Annotated in this window: 23 protein-coding genes and 1 riboswitch; of the genes, 8 read left to right on the top strand and 15 right to left on the bottom strand. The window is 57.7% G+C overall.

The window, feature by feature from the left end:
- Together JHL21_RS10025 and rpmE are read right to left on the bottom strand one after the other, a co-directional pair.
- Positions 1–324: a hypothetical protein gene (locus tag JHL21_RS10025; protein WP_200213379.1), complete on the bottom strand. Its 324-nt coding sequence runs from the start codon at positions 322–324 to the stop codon at positions 1–3.
- Positions 325–390: 66 nt separating this feature from the next.
- Positions 391–612, bottom strand: coding sequence for a 50S ribosomal protein L31 (gene rpmE / locus JHL21_RS10020; protein ID WP_169195332.1), 222 nt, complete (start codon positions 610–612; stop codon positions 391–393).
- Between the two features lie 217 nt (positions 613–829).
- Here rpmE and JHL21_RS10015 point away from each other — a divergent pair, with 217 nt between their 5' ends.
- Positions 830–2,644 carry an ABC transporter ATP-binding protein gene (locus tag JHL21_RS10015; RefSeq protein WP_200213245.1) on the top strand — a complete coding sequence of 605 codons (1,815 nt, stop codon included), beginning with the start codon at positions 830–832 and terminating at the stop codon, positions 2,642–2,644.
- A gap of 74 nt (positions 2,645–2,718) precedes the next feature.
- On the opposite strand, the gene JHL21_RS10010 is transcribed toward JHL21_RS10015, so the two are convergent.
- The gene (locus JHL21_RS10010; RefSeq protein WP_200213243.1) at positions 2,719–3,399 is read right to left on the bottom strand and encodes a thiamine diphosphokinase; all 681 of its coding nucleotides are present in this window, start codon (positions 3,397–3,399) and stop codon (positions 2,719–2,721) included.
- 42 nt (positions 3,400–3,441) lie between these two features.
- Positions 3,442–3,542, top strand: a riboswitch (TPP riboswitch).
- Between the two features lie 69 nt (positions 3,543–3,611).
- Here JHL21_RS10010 and thiB point away from each other — a divergent pair.
- The 3 genes from thiB (at position 3,612) to JHL21_RS09995 (ending at position 6,893) form a co-directional block, all read left to right on the top strand.
- Positions 3,612–4,616 carry a thiamine ABC transporter substrate binding subunit gene (thiB, locus tag JHL21_RS10005; protein WP_200213242.1) on the top strand — a complete coding sequence of 335 codons (1,005 nt, stop codon included), beginning with the start codon at positions 3,612–3,614 and terminating at the stop codon, positions 4,614–4,616.
- Between the two features lie 62 nt (positions 4,617–4,678).
- Positions 4,679–6,271 carry a hypothetical protein gene (locus JHL21_RS10000; protein WP_200213241.1) on the top strand — a complete coding sequence of 531 codons (1,593 nt, stop codon included), beginning with the start codon at positions 4,679–4,681 and terminating at the stop codon, positions 6,269–6,271.
- Positions 6,255–6,893, top strand: a complete 639-nt coding sequence (locus tag JHL21_RS09995) for an ATP-binding cassette domain-containing protein (protein ID WP_200213239.1) — start codon at positions 6,255–6,257, stop codon at positions 6,891–6,893. Before JHL21_RS10000 ends, JHL21_RS09995 begins: the two co-directional genes overlap by 17 nt.
- A gap of 11 nt (positions 6,894–6,904) precedes the next feature.
- Here JHL21_RS09995 and JHL21_RS09990 read toward each other — a convergent pair whose 3' ends face one another.
- Together JHL21_RS09990 and JHL21_RS09985 are read right to left on the bottom strand one after the other, a co-directional pair.
- Positions 6,905–8,710, bottom strand: coding sequence for a hypothetical protein (locus tag JHL21_RS09990; protein ID WP_200213237.1), 1,806 nt, complete (start codon positions 8,708–8,710; stop codon positions 6,905–6,907).
- A gap of 180 nt (positions 8,711–8,890) precedes the next feature.
- Positions 8,891–10,180, bottom strand: coding sequence for an adenylosuccinate synthase (locus JHL21_RS09985; RefSeq protein ID WP_169195339.1), 1,290 nt, complete (start codon positions 10,178–10,180; stop codon positions 8,891–8,893).
- A gap of 140 nt (positions 10,181–10,320) precedes the next feature.
- Here JHL21_RS09985 and JHL21_RS09980 point away from each other — a divergent pair, with 140 nt between their 5' ends.
- A complete protein-coding gene (locus tag JHL21_RS09980) occupies positions 10,321–11,292 on the top strand; it encodes a DMT family transporter (RefSeq protein WP_367948176.1) in 972 nt (323 codons plus the stop codon).
- 53 nt (positions 11,293–11,345) lie between these two features.
- Here JHL21_RS09980 and serA read toward each other — a convergent pair whose 3' ends face one another.
- From serA to JHL21_RS09965, 3 genes are all read right to left on the bottom strand, one after another.
- Positions 11,346–12,929, bottom strand: coding sequence for a phosphoglycerate dehydrogenase (gene serA, locus JHL21_RS09975; RefSeq protein ID WP_169195341.1), 1,584 nt, complete (start codon positions 12,927–12,929; stop codon positions 11,346–11,348).
- Positions 12,930–13,093: 164 nt separating this feature from the next.
- A complete protein-coding gene (locus JHL21_RS09970) occupies positions 13,094–14,275 on the bottom strand; it encodes a phosphoserine transaminase (RefSeq protein ID WP_200213233.1) in 1,182 nt (393 codons plus the stop codon).
- 148 nt (positions 14,276–14,423) lie between these two features.
- Positions 14,424–15,428 carry a YihY/virulence factor BrkB family protein gene (locus JHL21_RS09965; RefSeq protein WP_200213231.1) on the bottom strand — a complete coding sequence of 335 codons (1,005 nt, stop codon included), beginning with the start codon at positions 15,426–15,428 and terminating at the stop codon, positions 14,424–14,426.
- A 186-nt stretch (positions 15,429–15,614) separates the two neighbouring features.
- On the opposite strand from JHL21_RS09965, the gene JHL21_RS09960 reads away from it, so the two are divergent.
- Positions 15,615–16,913, top strand: a complete 1,299-nt coding sequence (locus JHL21_RS09960; RefSeq protein ID WP_200213228.1) for a sorbosone dehydrogenase family protein — start codon at positions 15,615–15,617, stop codon at positions 16,911–16,913.
- Positions 16,914–17,006: 93 nt separating this feature from the next.
- On the opposite strand, the gene JHL21_RS09955 is transcribed toward JHL21_RS09960, so the two are convergent.
- The 5 genes from JHL21_RS09955 to JHL21_RS09935 form a co-directional block, all read right to left on the bottom strand.
- Positions 17,007–17,744, bottom strand: coding sequence for an outer membrane protein (locus JHL21_RS09955; RefSeq protein WP_200213226.1), 738 nt, complete (start codon positions 17,742–17,744; stop codon positions 17,007–17,009).
- Between the two features lie 151 nt (positions 17,745–17,895).
- Entirely contained in the window at positions 17,896–19,239 is a 1,344-nt protein-coding gene (glmM, locus tag JHL21_RS09950) for a phosphoglucosamine mutase (RefSeq protein WP_169195346.1), read from the bottom strand.
- Between the two features lie 120 nt (positions 19,240–19,359).
- Positions 19,360–21,288 (bottom strand): ATP-dependent zinc metalloprotease FtsH, encoded by a 1,929-nt coding sequence (gene ftsH, locus JHL21_RS09945; protein ID WP_200213224.1) that lies wholly within the window; start codon positions 21,286–21,288, stop codon positions 19,360–19,362.
- Between the two features lie 212 nt (positions 21,289–21,500).
- A complete protein-coding gene (rpoH, locus tag JHL21_RS09940) occupies positions 21,501–22,370 on the bottom strand; it encodes an RNA polymerase sigma factor RpoH (protein ID WP_169195348.1) in 870 nt (289 codons plus the stop codon).
- A 220-nt stretch (positions 22,371–22,590) separates the two neighbouring features.
- Positions 22,591–23,619 (bottom strand): RluA family pseudouridine synthase, encoded by a 1,029-nt coding sequence (locus JHL21_RS09935; protein ID WP_199531890.1) that lies wholly within the window; start codon positions 23,617–23,619, stop codon positions 22,591–22,593.
- Between JHL21_RS09935 and JHL21_RS09930 the strand changes: the two genes are divergently transcribed.
- Positions 23,618–23,965 carry a hypothetical protein gene (locus JHL21_RS09930; RefSeq protein ID WP_169195350.1) on the top strand — a complete coding sequence of 116 codons (348 nt, stop codon included), beginning with the start codon at positions 23,618–23,620 and terminating at the stop codon, positions 23,963–23,965. The genes JHL21_RS09935 and JHL21_RS09930 overlap by 2 nt on opposite strands.
- A gap of 3 nt (positions 23,966–23,968) precedes the next feature.
- On the opposite strand, the gene JHL21_RS09925 is transcribed toward JHL21_RS09930, so the two are convergent.
- Positions 23,969–24,865: a hypothetical protein gene (locus JHL21_RS09925; RefSeq protein ID WP_200213219.1), complete on the bottom strand. Its 897-nt coding sequence runs from the start codon at positions 24,863–24,865 to the stop codon at positions 23,969–23,971.
- Positions 24,866–25,028: 163 nt separating this feature from the next.
- Positions 25,029–25,598 carry a DUF1134 domain-containing protein gene (locus JHL21_RS09920; protein ID WP_169195352.1) on the bottom strand — a complete coding sequence of 190 codons (570 nt, stop codon included), beginning with the start codon at positions 25,596–25,598 and terminating at the stop codon, positions 25,029–25,031.
- 96 nt (positions 25,599–25,694) lie between these two features.
- On the opposite strand from JHL21_RS09920, the gene JHL21_RS09915 reads away from it, so the two are divergent.
- Positions 25,695–26,195, top strand: a complete 501-nt coding sequence (locus JHL21_RS09915; protein WP_169195353.1) for a YHS domain-containing (seleno)protein — start codon at positions 25,695–25,697, stop codon at positions 26,193–26,195.
- Positions 26,196–26,235 lie beyond the last annotated feature (40 nt).

Raw genomic sequence — 26,235 nt, 5'->3', positions numbered from 1 at the left:
TCACGCGCCTCTTGGGGCAAAGTAGATGACGGCGGCGCCTGCAAGGGCGAGACCGGCTCCCAGCATGTCCCAATGATCAAGGCGAACGCCTTCGACGCTTCCCATGAAGATGAGGGAGGCGAGGATGTAGATGCCGCCATAGATCGCAAAGGCCCGACCGGCGCTGGCTGTGCCGGTGAGCGTCAATATCCAAGCAAAGAGCGCGAGTGCGACAAGAGCTGGGGCCCAAAGCCAGAGCTGGCCTGTGCGTAGCGCCTGCCAAACGAGATAACAGCCAGCAATCTCAAAAACGGCCGCGCCGAAAAATATGGCAAAGCCCATAATTTCAAGCTCCAGATAAACAAAAGCCCGACACGAGGCCGGGCTTTCAAAATTCCTGTAGGAATGAGCTTAGATGCCCAGGCCCTTGAAGCGTTCCTTAAAGCGGGAAACGCGACCACCACGGTCCATCAGCTGGCCCTGAGTACCAGTCCAAGCTGGATGGGACAGCGGGTCGATGTCGAGCTGCATCGTGTCGCCATCCTTGCCCCAAGTCGAGCGGGTCTGGTAGGTCGTGCCGTCGGTCATGACGACGTTGATGGTGTGGTAATCCGGGTGGATATCGGTCTTCATGTTGGCCTCAAATCAAACGGGCGCAGAAGCGCCCGGAGAGCAGGAATTGGTTCTTGGGCCGCTTCCTACAACATGAACTTAGCTTCTGCAAGGGCATGGAGGGCGGTTCTCAGCGTCAAAAGCGCGGCAATTGGGCTGAGAAGTGGTTGTTGCGAGCGAAACGGCCAGCGCCTATATGGACGATATACTTCCGCAATATAGACGGCGTATTCTTTCCATGACAGATCAGGCCGTCTCGGCTGAGACCGATCCGCAGAAGCTTACTGACCAGGTTACCTCGGCACCTAAGCGTCTGCAGCCCCTCAAGCGGCTTTTGCCCTTTTTGCTGCGCTATCCGCTGCGACTTCTGCTGACGGTTCTGTTTCTGCTTACGTCTGCAGTGACGTCTCTGGCGATTCCCGCTCTGTTGGGTGGCGCCATTGACGAAGGCTTTATCGCGCAAAACCTCGATATGGTGGGGCGCTATGGCTGGCTGATCCTTGGGGTCGCGGCGATTATGGCTTTTGCCAGCGGCGCGCGTTTCTATTTTATCTCCGTTATTGGCGAGCGCGTGGTCGCCGATCTGCGCGGTGATTTATTCAACCACCTGCTCAAGCTCGAAACGCGCTATTTCGATACCAATCGTGTGGGTGAGCTCACGAGCCGCCTCAACACCGACACGTCAATTATTCGCGGCGCTATTGGCTCGAGTTTCTCGCTGGCGCTGCGTTCGATGGTGACGATTGTCGGCGCGCTGATCATGATGATCCTGACCAGCCCGGTCCTGACCGTGGCTGTCGTTGTGGCGATTCCCGCAATCGTGCTGCCGGTTTTGGCCTTCTCCAAGCGACTGCGAAAGATGAGCCGCACAACGCAGGATGCGATGGCTGAGCTGTCGGCTATGGCGACCGAAATGTTGGGCTCGAACCGCACCGTGAAGGCCTTCACTCAGGAAGGCATTCAGGACAAGATTTATCGCGCCCGCAATGCAGAGTCTTATGACGCTGAAGTGCGCCGTCTCGGGGCCCGCGCTTTTCTCGTCGGCATGGTGATTTTCCTCGGCACTGCGGCTCTTGTTGGCCTTGTGTGGTGGGGCGCGCGCTCGGTCTTTGAAGGTTCGGTATCTGCAGGCCAGCTGGCGCAATTCCTAGTTTATGCTTTGATGGCGTCGGGGGCTCTGACCAATTTTGCTGAGGTGATGGGATCGCTGCAGAACGTTGCAGGGTCGACCGAGCGGATAATTGAAATTCTCGATACTGAGCCGCAGATCATCGATCCAGTCGCGCCTAAGGCCCTGCCTGTGCCGTCGCTGGGCACTGTGGCCTTCAACAATGTGACCTTTACCTACGGTTCTGAAGAGCCGGTGATCTCCAATCTCAGCTTTGAGGTGGGTAAGGGGCAGACTGTTGCGCTGGTGGGTCCTTCGGGCTCGGGCAAGTCGACAACGCTCTCTTTGCTGCAGCGTTTCTATGATGTGACCGGCGGTGCAATCAGCGTCGATGGCGTCGATATTCGTGATGTGAAGACGTCCGATCTGCGTCATCGTTTCGCTTATGTCGAGCAGGAGCCGACCATTTTTGCGGGCACGATTGCGGACAATATCCGCTTCGGCAAGCCGGGGGCGAGCGATGCTGATGTCGTTGAAGCTGCTAAGGCGGCTCTGGTTGATGACTTCGTGGCTGACCTGCCGCTGGGCTATCAGACAATTGTCGGCGAACGCGGGGTGATGCTCTCGGGCGGGCAGAAGCAGCGGTTGGCGATTGCTCGCGCTATTTTGAAGGACGCACCGATTCTGCTTCTCGATGAGGCGACCTCGGCGCTGGATGCGCAGAGCGAGCGCTTCGTGCAGATCGCTCTCGAGCATTTGATGAAGGGCCGCACCACATTGGTGATCGCGCATCGCTTGGCCACTATTCGGGACGCGGATCGCATTCTGGTTATGGAAGCCGGCAAGGTTGTCGATGCGGGCACGCATGATGAGCTGGTCGCGGCCGGTGGGCGCTATGCCGATCTGGCGGCATTGCAGTTCCGGAGCGATGACGCAGGGCTGTAAGAATTTCAGCCAAAAGCAAATGTGAGCCGTCGAGAGCAATCTCGGCGGCTTTTTTGTGCGCCGTTATGTTTGGCCTAGTGACCTGCCGAGCAGGCGGCCACCAAGTCCCAAAGGCGCTCGCGCGGAAGGAGGAGGAGCCACGGCGTTAGCGTTTCAGGAACGATCTGTACCGGCCCGCCGAGGGCGGCATTGGACGTGCCGAGAAGCCCGGTCGGTTCAAGCGTGAGGCCGTTGAGCGGATAAAACAGCCCATCGGAATGGGTAAAGGTGATGGGCAGCAGGGGGTGGATGGAGACGCGCTCGTCTTTCGTTGCCGTAAAGCTAAAGGGGCCCGATACGGCCAAGGCAACGTCGACCTCGTCGACCAAGAGAACATGGCGATTGCGCGCGACTTGAAGCACGGCGCTGAGGGCTGCCAGCGTGTGGTCGAGACGGCCGCCGGTCATGCCCAGCGCCAAGGTGACGGGCGCTTGCGTGGAATACAGCGTCTTTTGGAAATCGGTGGTGATCTGCTCAGGGATGTGGATCACGCGGGTCTTTTGCTCCCAGGCCGCGCGGTCGGAAACAGAATCAAGATCACCAATAATGGCGTCGGGAATGATCCCGGCCGCGCCGATAATGTCAGCGCCGCCGTCGGCGCCAATCAATGGCACGCCGCGCTTGGCAAGATCGCGCAGAAGAGCGGGATCAGTGGTGCCGCCGCCAACTATTGCGATGGGTTGATCGAAGACAAGCGGGGTGGTCGTTTCAGTCAAACCGGGGGATTGCACTCTTGGCTCACTCTCAATATGGTCCACGACGTCTCGCTGGGGTGTTCCGGTTACTGCCGGAGCTGAGAGTTACCCATTGAACCTGAACCAGGTCATGCTGGCGGAGGAAGTTCGAGATGGCAAGGGTGCCTTTACGGACATCCTCACCATTGACACCCCTTCACACATGGCCGCAACTGATTGAAGGGATGACCAATATGGTCAAGTTCACTTCCATTGCGCTTGCGGTCCTACTTGCCGGAGTTTCCGGCACTGTGATCGCTCAAGATAAGCCCTCTTTGACCGTTTATACCTATGACGGCTTTGCCAGTGAATGGGGCCCGGGCGTTCCTCTTAAAGAGGGGTTTGAGAAGACCTGCGGTTGCACCATCAATTTTGTCGCTGCCGATAGCTCGATTGGCGCGCTCCGTCGTGCGCAGCTGGAGGGGACGAGCACGGAAGCCGATATTATCCTCGGGCTTGATACAGCCATCGCCGGGGAAGCGCGGGCGACGGGCCTGTTTGCCGACCACGGTCTCGACCTTTCCGGCCTCGATACGCCAGAGCCTTGGGTCGATGCGCAATTTGCGCCGTTCGACTATTCGCACTTCGCGTTTATGTACGACACCGACAAAACCACAACGCCTCCCGCCTCGTTTGAGGAGATGATCGCACTGCCCGATGACACCAAGATCGTCATCCAGGATCCAAGATCGTCGACGCCGGGCATGGGCGTTATGCTCTGGGTTAAGGCAGCTTATGGGGATCGCGCTGGTGAGATTTGGCAGGGGCTGAAGCCCAAGATTTTGACCATCACGCGGGACTGGTCGGAAGCCTATGCGCTGTTCCTCGATGGGGAAGCGGATATGGTGCTCTCCTACACCACGTCGCCCGCCTACCATATCTTTGACGAAGGTGATCACACCATCAAGGCGGCTTTGTTTGACGAAGGCCACTTCCCGCAGATCGAAGTTGCGGGCGTTTTGAAATCGTCGCCGCATCAGGACTTGGCAAAGTCGTTCCTTGCGTATCTGACCTCACCGGAGGGGCAGGCTGTCATTCCAACGACCAATTGGATGTTCCCGGTTGTGGATTTGGGCGACGCGCTCGATGCCTCCTTTAAGGATCTGCCGCAGCCGACCAAGACGCTGACGCTGCCGGAAGCCGAGGTGATCGCCAATTCGCCCGCGTGGATCGATGAGATGCTCGGGGCATTGCAATAGCGATTGTGCTTTGGACCCGCGCGGGCGCAGAGCCTGCGTGGGCTTTGGCTAAGGATTAGGTGGTGAATTCTCTTCCCTTTCGCCCTTATCGCATCGCGGGGGCAGCGCTCTTGGCGTTGGCAGTGGCGGGACTGATCGTTTCCGTTCTGCTCGCCATTGCTGCTGCTGCCGATGATGCTGGTGGCACCAGCCGTGTCGACATCTGGCATTTGGTGCGGATGACCAGCGTGCAGGCCGGTCTAACAACTGTGCTGTCGCTAACGGTCGGCGTGGCTGTGGCCTGGTCGCTCAGTCGCCTGCGCTTTGTCGGGCGGAATCTGGTGGTGGCGCTGTTTGCCTCGGCCATTGTGACGCCCGGCATGGTGGTGGCCTTTGGTATTCTCTCGATTTGGGGACGGAACGGCTGGATCAACCAGACGCTTCAATCCCTTTTCGGTTTTACCCTCGATAGTCCTGCCTACGGGCTTTCGGGGATTTTGCTCGCCCATGTCATTCTCGATGGCGCGTTTGCCGCTCGTATTCTGCTTGCGCGGCTCGATGCGGTGCCTACTACACGGCTTAAAGTCGGGCAGTCCTTGGGGCTTTCGGCTTGGACGCGGTTTCGTTTGATCGACTGGCCAGCGCTCAAGGGGAGTTTGCCGGGCTTGGGGGCGATCATTTTCTTGCTCGCCTTCACCAGCTTTCCGATTGTGTTGTTGCTTGGCGGGGGACCGGCCAATCAGACGTTGGAAGTCGCGATCTATTCTGCGGTGCGACTGAATTTTGATCTGGTTGGGGCGGTATGGCTGGCGGTGACGCAGATTGGTGTTTGCGCGGTGATCATCATCCTCGCGTCGGCATTTGCCCCAGTCCCGGCAGCACTGGGACTATCCGCGCAGCCACGCTGGCAGGATAGTATCGGCGTTAGGGTGGTGCAGTGGGCCATACTGCTGACCGCTGCCATTGGCTTTGCCTTGCCGCTGGTGTCGGTGCTTTGGGACGGTTTGGCGACTGGATTGCCGCGCGTTTTGGAACAGCCAAAGTTTTGGCAGGCGAGTGCGACCAGCCTCATTATTGGTGCGGCCTCGGCGGTGCTCACCTTGGTGTTCGCTCTGATCATTGCTTTGGGGCGTGCAGCCGTCGCCAATCCGATTTGGCGGACAATCTTGGGAGCACCGGCTTATGCTTATCTGGCTGTGCCTGCGGTGGTTCTATCGCTGGGGTTTTTCCTGATCGTGCGGACGCTGGGGCTGGGTATCAATTTTGCGGCGCCCATCGTTGTCATAGTCGCCAACAGTCTTTTGGCGCTGCCGTTTGCCATGGCGACACTAGGGCCGCCACTCGACGGCATTGTCCGCAATCGTGGGAAGCTGATCCGGTCGCTCGGAATGGGCGGGTGGAGGCAGTTTGCTGCGGTCGAATACCCCCTTTTAGGTCGGGATATCGGCTTAATGCTGGCGCTCGCCTTCTGCTTTTCGCTGGGCGACCTCGGCGTTATCGCCCTGTTTGGCACGCAGGACTTTGAAACTCTGCCCCTAATGATGTTCCGTGCCCTTGGGGCTTACCGGTCCAATGATGCCGCAGCTATCGCTGCGCTCTTGCTCATTGGGACAATCCTAGCCTTTATCGTGCTTCCGCGCGCCTTGGAAAGAATCGCTCATGCTCATCGCCACTGATCTGGTTTTTAGCTATCCCGGTCAGACCGAGCCCTATCGCTTCTCGCTCGAGGCCGAAGCGGGGGAGGTGACGGCCGTTTCGGGGGCAAGCGGGTCGGGGAAATCGACGCTGCTTGATCTCTTGTCAGGATTTCTGACCCCGGTATACGGCTCGCTCACGGTCTATGGTGAACCGCTTTTGCATCTGCCGCCCGAGACGCGCCCAATATCCCTGCTGTTGCAGGCGGATAATCTCTTTGACCACCTGAGCGCGGCGGAGAATGCTGTTCTGGGCATTCCTAAAGGCCGCGACAAGGCAGAGCGCACTCAGCTGGTGGCGCAGGCTTTGGCTGAGGTTGGCCTTGGTGGGATGGATGAGCAAATTACATCGACGCTATCAGGCGGGCAAAAGCAGCGCGTTGCTCTCGCGCGGACTCTTCTGCGCGCTCGGCCGGTGCTTCTGCTCGATGAGCCGTTTTCGGCGCTCGACGACACAACGCGCGCGTCCGTCCGGGACCTTGTTGCTTCCTTGACCAAGAAACACGGCTGGCACACGGTTTTAGTGAGCCATCACAGCGATGATATCGCTGCGCTCGCAAGCCGCCACTATCAGATCGTTGAAAAGAAATTGGAGCGCACTTAGCGCTCCAATTATTATTCAGCCCATTCGGCCATGACGCGATCAAAGACCGCTTGCGCTTCGTCGTCTTTTTCCAGTGTCAGGATGGCATTGCGCCCTGAGCCATAGACCATGGCAAGGTCGAGCCAACGACGGTTTTGGAGCAGATCGATATTGGACTCAACGTCAGATGGTGAGGCGCTGAGGGCAAAGAGGAATGTGTTCCCCAATACGCGTGCGCCAGCGCCAACCAGAGCGGTGCCCGGAACGAGCTCGCTATCCTTGAGCAGGACAGCTGCAAGGGTCGCTATATTGCCACCTGCAAAAGTGTCCGGCACGTTGAAGGTGATTTCCATCAAGTGACTCGCTGGCAGCACAGGATCTGTGTTGCGGCGGATGATCAGGTTCACACCAAGGTTTCGGGCCGGGATGCTGGCCGTGCCGACCAGAGTAGGCATGCCAAGTTCATCAACGCTTTCGGTCCATTCCACCGATCCCGAATAGGGAACTGCACCGGATTGACCGGTGGCGGAAGCTTCAAGCAAGAGAGACTGATTGCCTGCGAGTACCGAAGGATCAACCGTTGCTGAAGGGTCGCTCGTGCCCGAAATTTGGGTGTCGAGACCGGTCAGGCGCTCTTCGATTTTTCCTTCGCCGTTGAGAGAAGGAAGCGCTGTGGGCGCAGAAGGAGTGGCGGCCAGACGATCTTCGGCTGTGCCTTCGAGACTGCTCGTCGGCTCAGACGGAGCTGTTGTTGCAGTGTTCCCGGGACCGGTATTGGCACCGTCTTCGCTGACCACTGGGTCAGAAACGGTGGTATCGAGGCTTGGGCCCGGAGTTGGTTCCGGGGAAGGGGTTTGAACCGCAGCAACTTCGGTGCGGCCGAACATCTGGTCGAGATTGACGTAGCCTTCGCGCCACGCCCAGAAACCAGCCCCGCCAGCGCCAACAAGCAACATGGCAAAGACAATCAGGAAAATTGTCAGGCCAGTGCCGGAGTGCGTTTCAGTACGGATTGGTACAAAATTAGGGTCGTCTTCTGTGTGGCCAATGGCGGCCTTGAGCGACGCATCTCGATCCGGCAGCGGCTCGGTGGTCTCACCACGGGCTTCACGATCCAAAGTCTCGATGGCGCGTTCGATAGCGCCTTCAGCTTCTTTGGTGTCGCCCTCAAGCTCGACTTCGCTCACGCTCGAAAGCGCAGGCTCAACAGGGAGCGGCGGCTCGATGATGACCGGAGCGGTCTCAGGCTGATTACCGAGCGCAGTGCTGGTCATAACCGGCGGAGCGGTTTCCTCAGCAGATTTGCGGGGGGCAAAGAAGAACGGCTTGGGCTGCGGACGCTCAATTGGCGCAATGAAGGCTGGCGCGGCCACTGGAGCGTCGGCCTTATCGGTCTGCGCATCTTGGACGACTGCAACACCAGTGGTGCTGGCCGCTTCAGCGATAATTTCTTCGATGGAAGCCACGGGCGCGGGGGCAGGGGCAAGCGGATTAGGCTCGCTCACGACAGTCGGCGCAGGCGCAGCCGGAGGCGCTTCCGGCACTGCTGAAGAAGAGGCTTCAACCGGGCGCGGTACGAATTGTGGCTCGGGTTGCGGCTCAGGCTCCGGCAGCTTTTCGGGCGCTGGTGGAGGCGTTGATTCGGTTTTTGGCGGCGTCGGCTCGGGAGCCGGCGCCACAGGGGCGGGGGCAGGAGTTGGACGTGGCGTCGGTGGGACCGGGCGAGAGAATACAGTATCGCGACCAAGGCTGATGACAGCCTCGCTCGCTTCCTGTTCCACCTGCCGAATGCAGTCTTCCAACTGCAGTCGGTGCTGGGTGATTTCCCTTGCTGGCAATGGGGGCTCGATGGCCCGTAGCTGAGCTACGAGCGCTGAACGTGCCTTCTCATAGACTGCGCGTCGCGCAGCCCCATTGTTCTCCGGAAGCGCCGAGATAGCTCGACGGAGCAGCTCCTTGTAATCCGCCATAGGTTACTTGGTACTCACTATTGCTGCGAAGACTTGTAGCAAAAAAACTTAGTCTTGGAATGGGTCTACTACAAGGATCGTATCGGCACGTTCGGGGCTGGTCGACAACAAAGCGACCGGTGCTCCAATGAGCTCTTCGATGTAGCGAACATACTTGACGGCCTGCGCTGGCAATTCTGCCCAGCTGCGCGCACCTGCAGTCGTGTCAGTCCAACCTTCGAGGGTCTCGTAGATTGGCTTAACGCGCGCTTGTGCTCCCATTGAGGCAGGCAAGTAATCAATGCGTTCGCCGTCGAGTTCGTAGCCGACGCAAACCTTGATTTCCTTGAGGCCATCAAGAACGTCGAGCTTGGTCAGGGCAATACCGGTGATGCCGGAGGTCTTGACGGTCTGGCGTACGAGAACCGCATCGAACCAACCGCAACGACGTGGACGGCCGGTGTTGACGCCGACTTCGCGACCAACGGTGGCCAAGTGATGGCCGACGTCGTCGTTGAGCTCGCAGGGGAATGGACCTTCACCCACGCGGGTGGTGTAGGCCTTGGTAATGCCAAGCACGTAGTCGATAGCGGTTGGGCCAAGGCCCGAACCGGCAGCAGCCTGACCAGCAACAGTGTTCGACGAGGTCACGAACGGATAGGTGCCGTGGTCATTGTCGAGCAGAGCGCCTTGTGCCCCTTCGAACAGGATGCGTGCGCCAGCGCGACGCTTCGTGTCGAGGATTTCCCAGACGCGATCCATGAACGGCAGGATCTCTGCGGCGACCGAGGTCAATTCTTCGTAGATTGCGTCAGCACTGATTTCGGTGAGGCCGAGACCGCGACGCAGAACGTTGTGGTGACCGAGCAGACGCTCGATCTTTGGCATGAGAGTTTCTGGCTCGCTCAGATCGATGAGGCGGATCGCGCGGCGGCCGACCTTGTCTTCATAAGCAGGGCCGATACCACGGCGGGTGGTGCCGATCTTGAGACCGGAGTTGGCGTCTTCACGGATGCCGTCGAGTTCACGATGGACCGAAAGGATCAGCGGAGCATTGTCCGCGATACGCAGGATTTCGGGGGTGATTTTAACGCCCTGGGCACGCAGCTTGCTCATTTCCTGAACAAAGTGGTGAGGGTCGACGACGACGCCATTGCCGATAACCGAAAGCTTGCCCTGCACGAGGCCAGACGGCAGCAGAGCCAGCTTATAGCTGACGCCGTCGATGACCAGCGTGTGGCCGGCGTTGTGACCACCGTGGAAGCGCACGACAACGTCGGCGCGGTCCGCTAGCCAGTCCACAATCTTGCCCTTGCCCTCGTCGCCCCACTGAGAGCCGACGACAACCACATTCGCCATAATCAGTCTTCCTCTAGAATGCGCGTCCGGGTGTCGGACACGTCAAAAACCCGACGCTGCTGTGTCGAGCTACCAGATCAGGACTTACCCATCCGCGCGATATTGTCAGTTCATATACCGACGGATAACTCTAAGTCGGAATGTCCTTACATCACATGGCGTCAATGACAAAGCCGCAAGAACACCAAAACAGCGCCTTATCGTCCCAGATTCTCAATCAGCCCTATCTTCTGCTTGTATTGGCTCCTCTTTTTTGGGGCGGAAACGTCGTCGCAGCCAAATTGGTAGCCGATGAAATAGACCCATTTTTGCTGCTGGCGAGTCGGTGTGTTTTGGCGACCTTGTTCATTCTGCCGTTTGCATGGACGGCGTTGAAACGTGATTGGTCGGTTGTACGGATGTATTGGCCTGTGCTCATGGCCTTTGGCGCTGTGGGCTACGCGCTCTTTAACGTGCTGCTGTATTTGGGTCTTCAAACCACGACAGGGGTGAATGCCGCGATTGTGCAGGCGGCACTGCCAATGCTCATTCTGGCGGCAAATTTCTTCGTGTTCCGGGTGCGTGTGCGGCCCCTACAGGTATTGGGCGTGGTTCTCGCCATTCTCGGTGTCGTCTATACGGCCACACATGGCGACATTAGTCGCTTACTGACGTTGAACGTGAACCACGGTGACGGCTTTGTGATCCTCGCTTGCCTCGCCTACACCGCCTACACCCTCGCGCTGAAATATCGGCCGAAGATGGACATCATGAGCTTTATGGCTGTGACGTTTACGGGAGCGGCTATCACTGGCGTGGTGATGTTGGCGCTTTTCGGGGGCGGTCTCGGGCAGGTGGCCAAGCTTGCCGATATGCCGGGAGCGGTGTGGCTGGTGATCGCTTATGTGGCGATTTTCCCATCGATGTTCTCGCAGGTGGCCTACGCCCGTGGGGTGGAACTGGTAGGGGCAAACCGCGCGGCGCCAAGCCACAATCTCATTCCAGTTTTTGGGGCTTTGGGCTCGCTGCTCCTCTTGGGCGAGGCGCTGCAGCTTTACCACGTCATTGCTGCGCTCATTATTGTCGGCGGGATTATCTTGGCTGAAGTCGCTGCGCGCAAAACCAGAGCCTAAACAAAAACGGCGCTCCGAAGAGCGCCGTTTCGTTGTCGTCGAATGTGGCTTGATTAGAAGCGCAGAGCCTTAGCTTGCTTGACGCCTTCCAAAGCGGCGATCTGAGCGAGCTGTTCTTCGGTCAGTGTGCCGTCGATGGAGACCAGAGCAATCGCGTCGCCGCCAATGTCGGCACGGCCGAGATTGAAGTTGGCGATGTTGATGCCCAGCGTGCCGAGGAGCGTGCCGAGACGACCGATGTGGCCTGGCTTGTCTTCGTTGGTGACATAGAGCATCGAGTCGGAAAGCTCGGCTTCCATGTTGATGTTCTTGACCTGAATGACGCGTGGCTTGCCGTTGGCGAAGATGGTGCCGGCGATGGCGCGTTCCTGCTCAGCGGTGATCACTGTCAGGCGGATGTAGCCTTCATAAGAACCCTGCTGGTCGCGGTTGGTGGTTTCCACCACGATCGCGCGATCCTTAGCAATTTGCGGAGCCGAGACCATGTTGATGTCGCCAAGCGATGGCTTGAGAACGCCGTTGATGGCGGCGGCGATCATTGGCTTGGTATTGAGCTGAGCGACCGAGCCTTCGAACTCAATACGGATGCCCTTGATGGCGGTTTCGGTCAGCTGACCAGCAAAGCCGCCCAGAGTTTCAGCAAGCTTGACCCATGGGGTCAGGCGCGGTGCTTCTTCTGCCGAGATCGATGGGAAGTTCAGCGCATTGGTGATTTCGCCGGTCATCAGGTAAGCCGAAATCTGTTCAGCAACCTGAAGGGCGACGTTTTCCTGAGCTTCGGTTGTCGACGCGCCAAGGTGTGGCGTGCAGATGACGTTTGGAAGTTCGAACAGCGGGTTGTTCTCGGCTGGTTCTTCGAGGAACACGTCGAGAGCGGCGCCAGCAACGTGGCCGGACTTGAGAGCGTCGTAAAGGGCTGCTTCGTCGATGAGACCGCCGCGCGCGCAGTTGATGATGCGAACACCCTTCTTGGTCTTGGCGATGGTTTCCGCATTGAGGATATTGCGGGTCGCGTCGATCAGCGGGGTGTGCAGGGTGATGAAATCGGCACGAGCGAGGAGGTCTTCAAGCTCAACCTTTTCAACGCCCATGGTCTGTGCGCGTTCTGGGGTCAGGAAGGGGTCGAAAGCGACGACCTTCATCTTGAGACCCTGTGCGCGGTCGGCAACGATCGAGCCGATGTTGCCAGCGCCGATGAGGCCAAGGGTCTTGTTGGTGACTTCAACACCCATGAAGCGGTTCTTTTCCCACTTCGACGCGCGGGTCGATGCGTCCGCTTCTGGAAGCTGGCGGGCCAGAGCCATCATCATGGCAATGGCGTGTTCTGCCGTGGTGATCGAGTTGCCGAAGGGGGTGTTCATCACAATGATGCCCTTCTTGGTCGCAGCCGGAATGTCGACGTTGTCGACACCGATACCGGCGCGGCCAACAACCTTCAAATTGGTTGCTGCAGCGATGATCTTTTCGGTGACCTTGGTGGCCGAACGGATGGCAAGGCCATCGTAGTTGCCGATGACTTCAAGGAGCTTTTCCTTGTCCTTGCCGAGGTCCGGCAGGTAGTCAACTTCAACACCATTGTCCTTAAAGATCTGGACGGCGGTTGGGCTCAGCTTATCGGAAACGAGAACTTTTGGCATTTGGGGAACGTCCCTGAATTTGGTGTGCTTGCGGTGAACCACCCCCACCTAACCTCCCCCGCGAGCGGGGGAGGGATGGCTCCGAGTTTGGCAAATGTGTTGGTGCCGACTCGATCAGCCCCTCCCCCGCGGGCGGGGGAGGAAAGGGAGGGGGAAGCGAGAACTTAAGCGGCTGCCTTGAGGGCGGCCTTTTCTTCAGCGAAGGCCCAATCGAGCCATGGGGTCAGAGCTTCAAGATCGGAAGCTTCAATGGTCGAACCTGCCCAGATGCGCAGGCCAGCCGGAGCGTCCTTATAGGAACCGAAGTCGTAAGCGACGTTGAGCTTATCGAGACGGGCAACGATGGCCTTGGCAAAGGCTGCCTGAACGTCGGCGTCGAGCGCTGCGATTTCTGGATCAACGATCGAGAGGCACACGGATGTGTTCGAGCGCTGGTCTTCGTTCTTGGCCAGGAAGTCGACCCAGTCGGTCTTGGCAACCCAATCGGCCAGAACCTTGTAGTTCGCATTGGCGCGGGCCTGCATGGCCGGAAGACCACCGATCTCTAGGCCCCACTGCATCGCATCAATCGCGTCTTCGATGCAAAGCATGGAGACGGTGTTGATGGTTTCTGCCTTAAAAATGCCTTCGATCAGCTTGCCGCCCTTGGTCATGCGGAAAATCTTCGGCAGAGGACGGTTTGGCTTGTAGGTTTCGAGGCGTTCGACAGCGCGTGGCGACAGGATCAGAATGCCGTGGGCTGCTTCGCCGCCGAGGGCCTTCTGCCAGGAGAAGGTGACAACGTCGAGTTTGGCGAAATCGAGGTTCTGGGCAAACGCGGCCGAGGTGGCGTCGCAAATGGTCAGGCCTTCGCGGTCCGCTGGGATCCAGTCTGCGTTTGGTACGCGAACGCCCGAGGTGGTGCCGTTCCAGGTGAAGACAACGTCACGGGTGAAGTCGACCTGGGTGAGGTCTGGCAGTTCACCATATGGAGCTTCGAGCGTGCGGACGTCTTCAAGCTTGAGCTGCTTGGTCACGTCGGTGACCCAACCAGCGCCGAAGGATTCCCAAGCGAGCATGTCAACGCCGCGAGCGCCAAGAGCGCTCCAGAGGAACATTTCGACTGCGCCGGTGTCGGACGCAGGAACAATACCGATACGGTAATCAGCCGGAACCTGAAGCAGTTCACGGGTCAGGTCGATGGATTGCTGGATGCGAGCCTTAGCGATCTTTGCGCGGTGCGAACGACCGGTCAGCGCGCCTTCAAGGGCAGCGATGGTCCAACCTGGACGCTTCGAGCACGGGCCCGACGAAAAATTTGGGTTTGCCGGTTTTACTGCCGGTGCAGTCAGGGGCGAATTAGCCATCTTCTAGCGGCCCTCCCAGGCCTATGGTCTCGCGTTAGGGCGAGATGTCCTGAGGCCGCCAATACGCCTTGCATGGCAGAGTCGTCAAACAGAATTTTAGAGGCGCGTCGATTTCCTAGCGAATGTGGCTGGACTGAGCAGTTCTGGCTTAAGCGCTTGGACTACCGTCCAATTGCACGATGTTGGGTGCTGGTGCGCCCGCAATGGTGTCGGCAACATAAGCCCCACGGGAACCCAGAGGGCGCGCGGGGCCTAGGGTCGAGTCTCGGCCGGTTTGTAACTCAATAGATGCGTTCAAGACTGCGCCGACAATGACGATGGTGCTCGAGAGCCAAATCCACGTCATGAGGCCGATGACGGCGCCCAGTGAGCCGGAAGCTGCGTTGTGCTGCGGGAAATTGGTAACGTACCAAGAAAACCCGACCGAGGTCGCGGCGAGAAGGATCAGCGATATGAGCACGCCCGGCATGATCCAGCGCCACTTCGCCTGACGGCGACTTGGGCCCCAGCGATAGAAGGCTGACACCATAAAGGCGAGCGTGGCGAGCATGACAGCATAACTGCCGAGCCGTACGGCCCAATCGAGACCGAATGCCGGAAAAAATTGCAGCACCGCAGGCATGACGAGAACAACAGTGAGCACGACGACGGTGACGATTGCGCCAGCGAAGGTGAAAAACAGCCCCAGCGCGTTGACTGCTATGAAAGAGCGCCGTTCTTTCTCTTTGTAGGCGACGTTCATCGCTTCAAAGAGGGCTTTGACCCCCGCGCTGGCACTCCACAGGGCGATGACAAGCGAGAGCAAAAACGTCCACCCTAGGCTGTCATTTGATGCGGAAATGAGGCGCGTGAGTTGATCATTCAGAAGGTCCAGCGCGCTTGGAGGCATGAAGCCGGACAGCAATTGGATGTGATTGAGAACGCTGTTGCTGTCGTTAAACAGGCCATAAAGCGTGACCACGGCCGAGAGTGTGGGAACGAGCGAAAGCAGCACGAAGAAGGTTACGCCTGCTGCGGTGAGCAAGATGCGGTTCTCGAGAAAGTCGCTGACGACACGGAAAATAATCTCTTTCCAGCCGGACAATGGAATGTGCCAAGGCGCGTTGGCATGACGGCCCAGAGCTGCCCCTGATGTTGTTTCCGCAGCGTCCATTAAGTGCCCCACCAGTCAGCCGTGTCGTGTTTGGGTCAATGTGGAATGCTGGTCGCTGGTTCCGTGCGGTGGGCGGGAGCTTGGATGACAGTTAATCGACAAAACCACACCTCTTGGCGTGCTAGCGCTTGCCTGCCCGGCGGGTGGGTGACAAAAGAATGGTCACTGCCCCAATAGAGGTGCTCCATGATCAAGCAAGCCTTTGCCCAAGTCGTTGCCGTTATCGGCGCAACCGCGATTTCGCTGCGTCACCGTAACGACAATCTGACCACACGTTCGTTCGGCCTCAATCCCGCTATCCCAACCGCAAAGGCGCAGGGCACTGTGCCGACGCTCAAAATGCCGACGGGCAAAGGCTGGATTGGGGACCATAAGCCGACTGCAGCTGCTGGGCTGAAGGTCAATGCGTTTGCAACTGGTCTTGATCACCCGCGCAACATGCTGGTGCTGCCCAATGGCGACGTTCTGGTCGCAGAATCCATGGGTGAGGCTGGTAAGCCGTCCAACATTTTTGACTGGGCAATGCATGTGACCATGGAGCGCGCTAAGGCCTCTGGTTCAAGCGCCAACCGCGTGACGCTGTTGCGTGATGCTGATGGCGACGGCGTGGCCGAAGAACGCCATGTGATCGTTGACAACGTCCGCCAGCCCTATGGTTTGGTTTACCTCGATGGCACGCTGTACGTTGGTGCCAGCGACAAGGTTTTGGCCTTCCCCTATGAGCTTGGGCAGACCAAGATAACTGGTGCTGGCAAGGTTTTGATGACGATGAAGGCGGGCGGTCACTGGACCCGTAACCTCATCGCCAGCGCTGATGGCAAGAAGCTCTATGTCGCTGTTGGTTCGCTCAGCAATATTGCCGACGCCGGCATGGAAGTTGAAGAAGACCGCGCGGCGATCCACGAGCTGGATCTTGTCACAGGTCAGTCGCGTATTTTTGGTGCCGGTCTGCGCAATCCAGTTGGCATGGCTTGGGAGCCGCAGACCAATCAGCTTTGGACGGTTGTCAACGAACGTGACGGTCTGGGCGATGAAACACCACCGGACTATCTGACCTCGGTGGTTGATGGCGGCTTTTACGGCTGGCCCTATTGCTATTGGGATCGCGTGGTCGATGAGCGCGTGCCGCAGAATGCAGATCTCGTGGCGCGTGCATTGCAGCCTGATTATGCCCTCGGTGGGCATACGGCGTCGCTGGGGTTGTGCTGGTTGCCGGGAGGCACCTTGCCTGGGTTCCCGCAGGGCATGGCTATCGGCCAGCATGGTTCGTGGAACCGATCCAAGTTGTCTGGCTATAAGCTGACTTTTGTTGCTTTTGAAAACGGTAAGCCTGTCGGCATGCCGCGCGATATTCTCACCGATTTCCTGTCGGCTGATGAGAAGTACTCGTATGGCCGTCCTGTGGGCGTGGCATTGGCCGCGGATGGCGCGGTGCTGATGGCGGATGACGTTGGTGACGTGATCTGGCGCGTAACAGGCGCTTAAGCGTTCCAGTTGCTCATATGAAAGGACCGGCGCTGCGAGGCGCCGGTCTTTTTTATTTCCGATGCGGTGTGGCAGCCGCGATTGGATTATTTTTTAGTTGAAGCGATAACGAACAGTGCCGCGAACCTCATGGGTCCAGCTATCGTCTAAGCGATATGGGTAGGTTGGTGAGCTGTTTTCGATGCGGTTGATGTAGACCGCGCGGTAGCCAACGTCTGCGACCACCTGGCCGAAGTCATAGCCAAGGCCGACCATGCCCGCTGCGGCAAAGCTGGTATTGCCACCCCAAGAGTCGGGGAGGCCTGGACCTTCGGTGATCAGACGGTTGATCGCCACACCGGCACCGGCACCAACATAACCGAACGTGCCGCCAGCCGCGCCAAAGCCATCGCCGAAGCCGAAGTCGTAATAGGCGTTGGCGAGCAGAAGCGTCGAACGCAGCTTCAGTTTGTGGTCGCCCGCAGCAAGGCTTGCATGACCCGCTGGGACAGTGATGCCCAAGCCGTCGTTATGCAGGTAATCGGCCGTGACGTCCATGCGCAGGCCTGTGCCGGTTTCGTAACCCACACCGGCGCCGGCTGAGAAACCAAACCCGGTTTTGTTCGTTTCATAGCGACTGTTAGGCAGGGTGTAGTGATCGGCATTGCGCGCCCAAAGGAAATTGCCGGCTAAGCTGCCGCGCAAATACATCGAGCCAGCATAGCCGTAGTCAACATCCGGGATGTCGATGCCCGCGCTTGGGGGCGGAATAAAAATATCGGCGGCATTGGCTGGTGCCGCCATGCCAAAGGCAGCTGCTGAGAGCAGCGCAGCGGTTAGGGTACGCATCATAAGTTCCTCGGTTGCCACGAGACCAGTTGTCTCCTGCAATATGCGCAGAACTCATTAAAGCGCTCTTAACCTAACCGCTTAACTATGCAAAATTATAAAGTGCTGGGGCTCAATAAAAATACAAATACTTAATGAGCGCCCCTTAAATGCTTTAGGCGACTTGTTTGATTGCTGTCTCAATTTGGCTGACGACGGTTTCAACCAGTGAGGCGTCATCGGCTTCGCCCATAACGCGAATGACCGGCTCTGTGCCGGAGGCGCGTACGATCACTCGGCCACCTTCACCCAACGTCGCCTGACCATCTGCAATGGCCTGAATTACCTGCTTGTTTTCAAGCGGCTTGCCGGACTTGAATTTGACGCTGCGCAAGAGCTGCGGGACTTTTTCAAAGCGGGCGCAGATCGAGGAAATGCTGCCACCTTCTTCCTTGAGGACCGCCAACAGCTGGAGCGCGGCAACGAGGCCATCGCCCGTGGTGGTGAAATCGGACAAGATGATATGCCCGGACTGTTCGCCACCGACGTTGTAGCCCTTGGAGCGCATGGTCTCGAGTACGTAACGATCGCCCACCTGAGTGCGTTCGAGCTTGAGGCCGAGCTTGGCTAGGTGGCGTTCTAGGCCAAGGTTCGACATGATGGTGGCGACAATGCCGCCGCCGACGAGCATATCGCGCTTTGCCCAGCTTTCAGCGATGACAGCCATGAACTGGTCGCCATCGACGACGCGGCCCTTCTCGTCAATGATGATCACGCGATCAGCGTCGCCATCGAGAGCGATGCCGATGTCGGCGCGGACTTCTTTGACCTTGGCGGCAACAGCGTCTGGCGCGGTCGAGCCCACCTTGTGATTGATGTTAAAACCATCGGGTTCGGCCCCGATGGTGAAAACTTCTGCACCCAGCTCCCAAAGCGCGACTGGAGCGACCTTGTAGGCAGCGCCATTGGCGCAGTCGACGACGATCCGTAGACCTGACAGATCCATGCTGCGGGGCAGGGTACGCTTTGCGTATTCGATGTAGCGCGTGCGCGCTTCTTCGTCACGATGCGCACGGCCGATGTCACGCCCCTTGGCGAGGTGACGGGACATGTCGCTGTCAATCAGTGCTTCGATTTCTTTTTCAAGCTCGTCGGAGAGCTTGTAGCCGTCGGGGCGGAAAAGCTTGATGCCGTTGTCGTCATAGGGGTTGTGCGAGGCCGAGATCATCACGCCCAAGTCGGCGCGCAGGGATCGGGTCAACATGGCAACAGCAGGTGTGGGCATTGGGCCCAGCAAATAGACGTCCATGCCGACAGCGGTAAAGCCCGCCGTCAAAGCCTGTTCGATCATATAGCCGGAGCGGCGCGTGTCTTTGCCGATAACGACGCGATTGCGGTGATCGCCGCGCACGAACTTGGTGCCAGCGGCCATGCCGACCTTGAGCGCGAGTTCAGGAGTGAGCTTGTCGCCATTGGCTAAACCGCGGATGCCGTCGGTACCAAAATATTTGCGCGCCATGTTTCGCTCCCGATTCACTGGTGTTGTTTTTAGAATACCACTTGGAGTGGAATAGCCGAGACGGCCACAAAGAGAAAGGGCCACCCTTAGGTGACCCTTTTAAGGCGTAGAGATTAAGCGTTAGCTTTCAGGCTGCGGTTCCATGCCTGGTTCTTCGCCGCCGTCATTTTGCTTTTTTGCACCCTTGCCAGCCGCGGGAACGCCCGAAGCCTTTGGAGCAGACGGGCCATCATCTGGACGGACGGGCTGCTTGCCATCCATGAGGGCACGGAGTTCGTCGCCGGTGAGGGTTTCGAATTCCAGAAGGGCCTGTGCAATCGCTTCCCACTGGTCGTGGTAGGTCGTGAGAATGTCACGAGCAGACGCTTCGCCGTCTTCGATAAGCTTGCGTACTTCCTGATCGATCAGTTTGGCGGTTTCATCCGACATATTGGTCGACTGGGTGACCGAGTGACCGAGGAAGACTTCCTGATCATTGGACTTGTAGCGCACACGACCGAGGCGTTCGCTCATGCCCCATTCCATAACCATGGAACGCGCTAGGCTTGTTGCCATCTGAATATCGCCAGATGCACCCGATGTGACCTTTTCAGGACCAAACTTTATGATTTCCGCTTCACGGCCACCGAACAGCATGGTCAGACGCGCAAGCGCCTTTTCACGGCTGAAGGAATAGGTGTCGTTTTCTGGAAGGGTCATCACCATGCCCAGCGCGCGACCGCGTGGGATAATGGTCGCCTTATGGATCGGATCGATGCCAGCAACCTTGAGAGCGATGATGGCGTGGCCAGCTTCGTGATAGGCGGTCAGCTTCTTTTCGTCGTCGGTCATGGCCATGGTGCGACGCTCTGCGCCCATCATGATCTTGTCCTTGGCGTCTTCGAATTCCTGATGGGTGACGAAGCGCTTGTTCTTACGAGCGGCCATAAGGGCAGCTTCGTTGACGAGGTTCATCAGATCCGCACCCGAGAAACCCGGAGTACCGCGCGCGAGCACCTTGAGGTCAACGTCTGGGGCCAGTGGCACCTTACGGACGTGAACCTTGAGGACCTTTTCACGACCCGAAACGTCTGGGTTCGGCACAACGACCTGACGGTCAAAGCGGCCTGGACGCAGAAGCGCAGGGTCGAGAACGTCCGGACGGTTGGTCGCTGCGATCAGGATGATGCCTTCATTGGCTTCAAAGCCGTCCATCTCGACGAGGAGCTGGTTGAGGGTCTGTTCGCGTTCATCGTTACCGCCGCCAAGACCGGCGCCACGCTGGCGACCGACGGCGTCGATTTCGTCGATAAAGATAATGCACGGCGCATTCTTCTTGGCCTGTTCGAACATGTCGCGAACGCGCGATGCGCCCACGCCGACGAACATTTCAACGAAGTCAGAGCCGGAAATGGTGAAGAACGGCACATTGGCTTCACCTGCCACCGAACGGGCGAGCAGGGTCTTACCAGTACCTGGAGGGCCGACAAGCAGTACGCCGCGCGGTATACGACCGCCCAGACGCTGGAACTTGCCTGGATCGCGCAGGAATTCGACGATTTCTTCGAGGTCCTGCTTGGCTTCATCAACGCCAGCGACGTCTTCGAAGGTGATCTTGCCCTGGGTTTCGGTCAGGAGCTTAGCGCGCGACTTACCAAAGCCCATCGCGCCGCCACGACCGCCGCCCTGCATCTGGCGAATAAAGAAGAACCACACGCCAATGATGACGATGAACGGCAACCAGCTGGACAGCAAGATGGACCAGAATGGGCTCGATTCAGGGGCGCGAGCAGTGATGCCGACATTGCGTTCTTCGAGGCGCGTCACGAGATCTGCGCCCTGAGGAATGATCGTCTCAAAGCGGGTGCCATCATTCAAAACGCCGGAAACGACGTTATTTGTGATGGTCACATTGGTGACACGGCCCGCATCAACATCCGAGACGAACTGGCTGTAGCTCTTTTCGCCGACGTTCGAGGTCCGCGATGTCGATTGAAAGACCTGAAATAGGCCCATCAACATGAAGAGTACGACCAGCCAGATGGCAAAGTTGCGGAAATTTCCGTTCATTAATCCTGTCCCGGAGAGGCCGACGCGGAGAGCGCCGGGTATTGGGCAAATGTAAGTCCCCGCGTGGGGTGTTACAAGGGTGATGCCTGTTCCGTTCTGGACGAGATGTCCAGTCTTTTTGTAGCGAGAGCGTTAATGAAAATCGCAACTCGCCGGTATTTCGGATCGTGCACCCTTGTTGATCAGTGCCCCAAAGCAAGGGGCACTGCTTATTATTGAGTTCGAGCAGCCTGTTGAACTGCTTCTTGCACTTTTTCAAATGCACGCACTTCGATCTGGCGAATACGCTCGCGGCTCACGTCATATTGCTGGGCCAATTCCTCAAGCGTTGAGGGGCTTTCCTTGAGGCGGCGGGCCTGGAAGATGGCACGTTCGCGATCGTTAAGGACTTCCATTGCCTGGTTCAAATAGCCCATGCGTTCGGTGTATTCCTCGGTCTCGCCAAGCGTGGTTTCCTGATCTGGCGTGTCATCGACAAGCCAATCCTGCCACTCTGAAGAACCTTCGTCAGCGCGCATGGGCGAGTTCAGCGACGCATCACCCGAAAGGCGAGCATTCATCTGGACCACATCGGCTTCGGTGACCTTGAGTGTTGTCGCGATTTGCTTGATCTGATCAGGATGGAGCGCGCCATCCTCGAGCGCCGCAATTTGTCCCTTCACCTTGCGAAGGTTGAAGAACAAGCGCTTTTGCGCAGCGGTCGTGCCGATTTTGACCAAGCTCCAAGAGCGCAGGACATATTCTTGGATCGCAGCTCTAATCCACCACATGGCATAGGTGGCCAAGCGGAACCCCTTTTCGGGCTCAAAACGCTTAACCGCATGCATCAGACCGACATTGCCCTCTGAAATTACTTCCGAAATTGGCAAGCCGTAGCCGCGGTAACCCATGGCAATTTTGGCGACGAGGCGCAAATGGCTGGTGATCAGCTTTTGCGCTGCGGCAGGATCTGTGTGTTCTTTATAGCGTTTGGCGAGCATGTATTCTTCATCGGGTTCCAGCATTGGGAACTTCCGAATTTCTTGAAGATAACGGCTCAAGCCTCCCTCAGACGAGAGTACAGGCAAATTGGTCTGGGCCATTTATACGCACCCCTTTCAGCATCCCCCACTTAGCGCGGGCAGAAATACCACTCCCATCCATGTCGGCACAGAAGTGGATGTAGCCTCAATATAGGACACAGTTTGGCAATTTTAAGAGGACTGAACGCGATGCCGCGCACAATCCTCTCAATGCGAACCGAACTTTGCCGACTAGGCAGAACTCCTAGTGTTTGGATATTGTTCCGACACAGTCTGGTGACTATCGCGCTAGCGCCTTGTCATAGACTTGCAGCGCTTCTTCCAGTTCAGCCAAATCATCAGGGAGTTCGGCATCGAACATCATTTCTTCGCCAGTGGCGGGATGTTCAAAGCCCAACTCGGCAGCGTGAAGCGCCTGTCGACCTAAATTGCGGACGATGTCTGCGAGCTCTTCGGGCAAACGATTGACTTTGGTCGCGTAGCCGGGCGCGTAAAGCTGATCGGCCACGAGCGGATGGCCGATGTGGGTCATGTGCACACGGATCTGATGGGTGCGGCCCGTTTCAAGCTGACACTGGATGCGTGTCACATCCCAGCCCTCGCCGCCATAGCGCGCTTCCACAGCATAATGGGTGATCGCTTCGCGCCCACTCTTCAACACAGCCTGTTTCAGTCGATTACCCGGATCGCGGCCCAATGGAGCATCGACGGTGCCCAGACCTGATTGGGTGGTGCCCCATGCGAAGGCGATATAGGCGCGGTGCAGGGGACCGGTGCGCCCATGGTCCGCAAACTGGGCGGAAAGGTGCTTGTGGGCCTTCTCGGTTTTTGCGGCCACCATGACGCCGGACGTGTCTTTGTCCAGACGGTGGACAATGCCGGGCCGCTTGACGCCGCCAATGCCTTTGAGACTGTCTCCGCAATGGTAGATCAGAGCGTTGACAAGCGTGCCGTTCGGCGAGCCGGGCGCTGGGTGCACAACCATGCCAACTGGCTTGTTAATGACGATGAGGTGATTGTCCTCATACAGGATTTCGAGCGGGATATTTTCGCCCTGTGGCTCTGGATCTTCCGGAGGCGGGGCCTGAAGCACAATAGTTTCACCGGCCTTTAGCCGATAATTGGGTTGGCTTACGGGCTTGCCGTCGATAGAAACAGCGCCGCCGAGAATGAGTTCTTTGATGCGGCTACGGCTAAGGACATCATGTTCCTTGGCCAGAACAGCGTCGAGGCGACCACCGGCAAGTGTTTCGTCTATAGAAATTTCTACGGGCTCGCCCTCAACCTCGAAATCGGTATCGTCAGCCATGAGTAATCCTGATCAGAACCAGCCCGATAATGCCGACATGGAATTGTCGCCAGAAGCCAAGGCTGCGTTTGGCAAAGCACGCCGATCGTTCGCATGGTCGATCAGCATAATGTTGTTGGGCTTTATGGCGATTGGCTTTGCAATTGTCTATCGCGTGATGCGCGACGCACCGCCGCCTGCCACCGTCGCCACAGTCAGCGTGCCTGTCGGTAGCGAAGTTCTCTCTTCACTTAATATCGACGGCACAGTTCAGGTTACCTATCGCGCAGGCGAAAGCACGCTGCTCAATGTTTACGATTCGAGCACTGGCACACTGCTGCGCACGATCGAGATCGCAAAGCTCTAAGGTTTAGTTGCCGCGCAGCTCGCGCAGTGCGGCCAATCGATCAGTCACTGTTCCGCGCTGGGTGACAGCTGGTGCGGGCAGGAGATCTTCGGTTTCGCCATCGTCGGCAAAGCGTTTGATACGATCAAACAGGCTTTCTTCGATGACGGTGACAGCTGGTTTTTCTTCGGCGGCATAGACCAAGCGGCTGATGCCGCTGGCAACATCCATCAACTCGCGCCGAAGCACCGCTTCATCGAAATCATCGCTCGCCCAAGTCTCGTTAATGCTGGTTTCGAGCGCCAAGACCTGCTTGCGCAATGCGTCGGACGCCTCAAGGCTCGACAATTCGTCCGCCAGCAGACTTTGCCCTGTTTCGACTTCGTTGGCCTTTGATGGCTTGGTCAAAATCGCGTTCAGGCGCATTTCTGCGCGATTTAGGCTGGCCTCGGCTTCGCTCAGCTCAATGGGCGTGGCTTGCTCACGGGGCTCAGTTTCGCCACGGCTAAAGCGTCTTAGATCAAGATTGAGGCTTGCGACTTCTTTTTCCAGCTCGGCGACGCGCGCCCGCAGCAGGGACTCCCGCTTTTCGCCTTCAGCGCTGAAGGCTGCGTGTTGCTCGCGTTCCGTCCTGATCTGGACGGCGTCAACACGCGCTTGTGCAACGTCGCCCAATTGCTCGGAAAGGCGCTGACGCAGACTTTCGATTGTGAGTTCAAGTCGGCGTGTTTGTAGGGCGAAGTCGGCGCGCAAATGATCTTTGTCAGCTCGAAATTCGGCCATAGAGATTGGCGTGGCCGCTTCAATTCTGCGCTTGGTCAGGCGTACTGCGCGGCGCCAGACTGCGGGCATGATGACCAAGGCCATCAACCCTGCAAGCAGCAGGCCTAAAACGAAGTACATAATATTCTCGACCAACATAAAGCCAACTCTCCGGCTGCGCTGAGAGCTCGAGGTGCACCCGGACACAGCAATTCTACAAGGCGTTATAGCCTTTGGCGTTCCCCAATCTTAGCGAGAATTTGAGCCGCCGTCACGATCAAGCCAAAGCGCGCTTCGGCTTGATTAAAGGGGAGGGGCCTATCTAGAAGGGATTCCAGGTGGGTTGGGCTGTGAAGTTGAGATAGCCAACGTTAATTCCAAGGCGCGCACCGACACCGGAGCGGATTGGAACGATCACAACGTTGTCGCGCTTGGTGACAGTCATGCCGAAGCCGCCAAACACATAGGCGGAGCCATCGACGCCCGGATAACGTCCAAGAATTTCCTGAACGTTATTGAGGTTATAGACCAGCATCATGACTTTGGAGCCATCGCCGCCAATGTCGAAGCCGATGCTTGGGCCTTGCCAATAGATTTGGAACTGACCGGCATTGCGGGTGTGAACGACACCCTCGCCATATTTGGCGCCGAGGAACAGCGCGCCGCCAGCTTCCTCGCCGAGAACGTAGCCATTGGGCAGGCCGAACTGGCTCACTGCCTTCTCAACAACCGAGGCGAGGCCCTGGGCGGCACTGCCAAAGAATTGCTGTCCGCTCTCGACAAGTTCCTGACCAGAGTAAGTATCGCTGAGAGAACCCTGTGCATAAGTGGGAGCGGGGGACAGCGCCACTGCGGCTAAAAACGCTGCCAGCTGGGTTAGGCGCTTGAACATACATAAAACTCCCTTATTCGAGGCATGCGTCTTACGAAGACTTTAAGGTCTTGCCGCCACACTGGAGATGCGCCGGCCTGCCACTCGATCGTCCTCATGATGAAGCAAACCTCTAAACAAAACTTAACCATGATCGCCGCCTTCCTGCCATTCTTCTGGCTGGTTTCGGCCGTTTTTGCGCCTGCACAGGCGCAATCACTCGTCACCTATATTCTCACCGATCCCCTCACTGGCGTTGCCATTGAGGGCATGGATCCAGTCTCCTATTTTACTGACCCTGCACCATTAAAAGGTCAGCCTCAGTATGAGTACACTTGGATGGGGGTGCCCTGGCAGTTTGCCAACGAGGCAAATATGCAGGTGTTTATGGGCCATCCCGAAGTCTACTCCCCACAATATGGGGGGCATGGTGGCATGAGCATGGCACGAGGCTTCGTTTCTGATGCCGATCCCAAAATCTACACCGTTTTTAAAGGGCGGTTGTTCTTATTCTATTCGGCGGCTAATCGGGAAGCATTCCTCTTAGCCCCAGATGCGGCAGCCTTAAAAGGCGCTGAACATTGGGTCACATTGTCCAAAACGCTTTCAATACGGTAGTGCGTTCGACAAACGACCTTTATTCTTCCCCTGAACTGAT

The organism is Devosia sp. WQ 349K1, from assembly GCF_016595685.1.
Classification (GTDB): domain Bacteria; phylum Pseudomonadota; class Alphaproteobacteria; order Rhizobiales; family Devosiaceae; genus Devosia.
This window is presented reverse-complemented; position numbering and strand designations above follow the sequence as displayed.

Excerpts from the sequence above, each read along its gene's own strand:
- JHL21_RS09960 (WP_200213228.1), top strand. The coding sequence starts at position 15,615 with ATGATCAAGCAAGCCTTTGCCCAAGTCGTTGCCGTTATCGGCGCAACC.
- JHL21_RS09930 (WP_169195350.1), top strand. The coding sequence starts at position 23,618 with ATGAGTAATCCTGATCAGAACCAGCCCGATAATGCCGACATGGAATTG.
- JHL21_RS09965 (WP_200213231.1), bottom strand. The coding sequence starts at position 15,428 with ATGGACGCTGCGGAAACAACATCAGGGGCAGCTCTGGGCCGTCATGCC.
- JHL21_RS09915 (WP_169195353.1), top strand. The coding sequence starts at position 25,695 with ATGATGAAGCAAACCTCTAAACAAAACTTAACCATGATCGCCGCCTTC.
- ftsH (WP_200213224.1), bottom strand. The coding sequence starts at position 21,288 with ATGAACGGAAATTTCCGCAACTTTGCCATCTGGCTGGTCGTACTCTTC.
- JHL21_RS09920 (WP_169195352.1), bottom strand. The coding sequence starts at position 25,598 with ATGTTCAAGCGCCTAACCCAGCTGGCAGCGTTTTTAGCCGCAGTGGCG.
- JHL21_RS10015 (WP_200213245.1), top strand. The coding sequence starts at position 830 with ATGACAGATCAGGCCGTCTCGGCTGAGACCGATCCGCAGAAGCTTACT.
- JHL21_RS09955 (WP_200213226.1), bottom strand. The coding sequence starts at position 17,744 with ATGATGCGTACCCTAACCGCTGCGCTGCTCTCAGCAGCTGCCTTTGGC.
- JHL21_RS09995 (WP_200213239.1), top strand. The coding sequence starts at position 6,255 with ATGCTCATCGCCACTGATCTGGTTTTTAGCTATCCCGGTCAGACCGAG.
- serA (WP_169195341.1), bottom strand. The coding sequence starts at position 12,929 with ATGCCAAAAGTTCTCGTTTCCGATAAGCTGAGCCCAACCGCCGTCCAG.
- thiB (WP_200213242.1), top strand. The coding sequence starts at position 3,612 with ATGGTCAAGTTCACTTCCATTGCGCTTGCGGTCCTACTTGCCGGAGTT.
- glmM (WP_169195346.1), bottom strand. The coding sequence starts at position 19,239 with ATGGCGCGCAAATATTTTGGTACCGACGGCATCCGCGGTTTAGCCAAT.
- JHL21_RS09935 (WP_199531890.1), bottom strand. The coding sequence starts at position 23,619 with ATGGCTGACGATACCGATTTCGAGGTTGAGGGCGAGCCCGTAGAAATT.
- rpoH (WP_169195348.1), bottom strand. The coding sequence starts at position 22,370 with ATGGCCCAGACCAATTTGCCTGTACTCTCGTCTGAGGGAGGCTTGAGC.
- rpmE (WP_169195332.1), bottom strand. The coding sequence starts at position 612 with ATGAAGACCGATATCCACCCGGATTACCACACCATCAACGTCGTCATG.
- JHL21_RS09985 (WP_169195339.1), bottom strand. The coding sequence starts at position 10,180 with ATGGCGAATGTGGTTGTCGTCGGCTCTCAGTGGGGCGACGAGGGCAAG.
- JHL21_RS09980 (WP_367948176.1), top strand. The coding sequence starts at position 10,321 with ATGTCCTTACATCACATGGCGTCAATGACAAAGCCGCAAGAACACCAA.
- JHL21_RS09925 (WP_200213219.1), bottom strand. The coding sequence starts at position 24,865 with ATGTTGGTCGAGAATATTATGTACTTCGTTTTAGGCCTGCTGCTTGCA.
- JHL21_RS09970 (WP_200213233.1), bottom strand. The coding sequence starts at position 14,275 with ATGGCTAATTCGCCCCTGACTGCACCGGCAGTAAAACCGGCAAACCCA.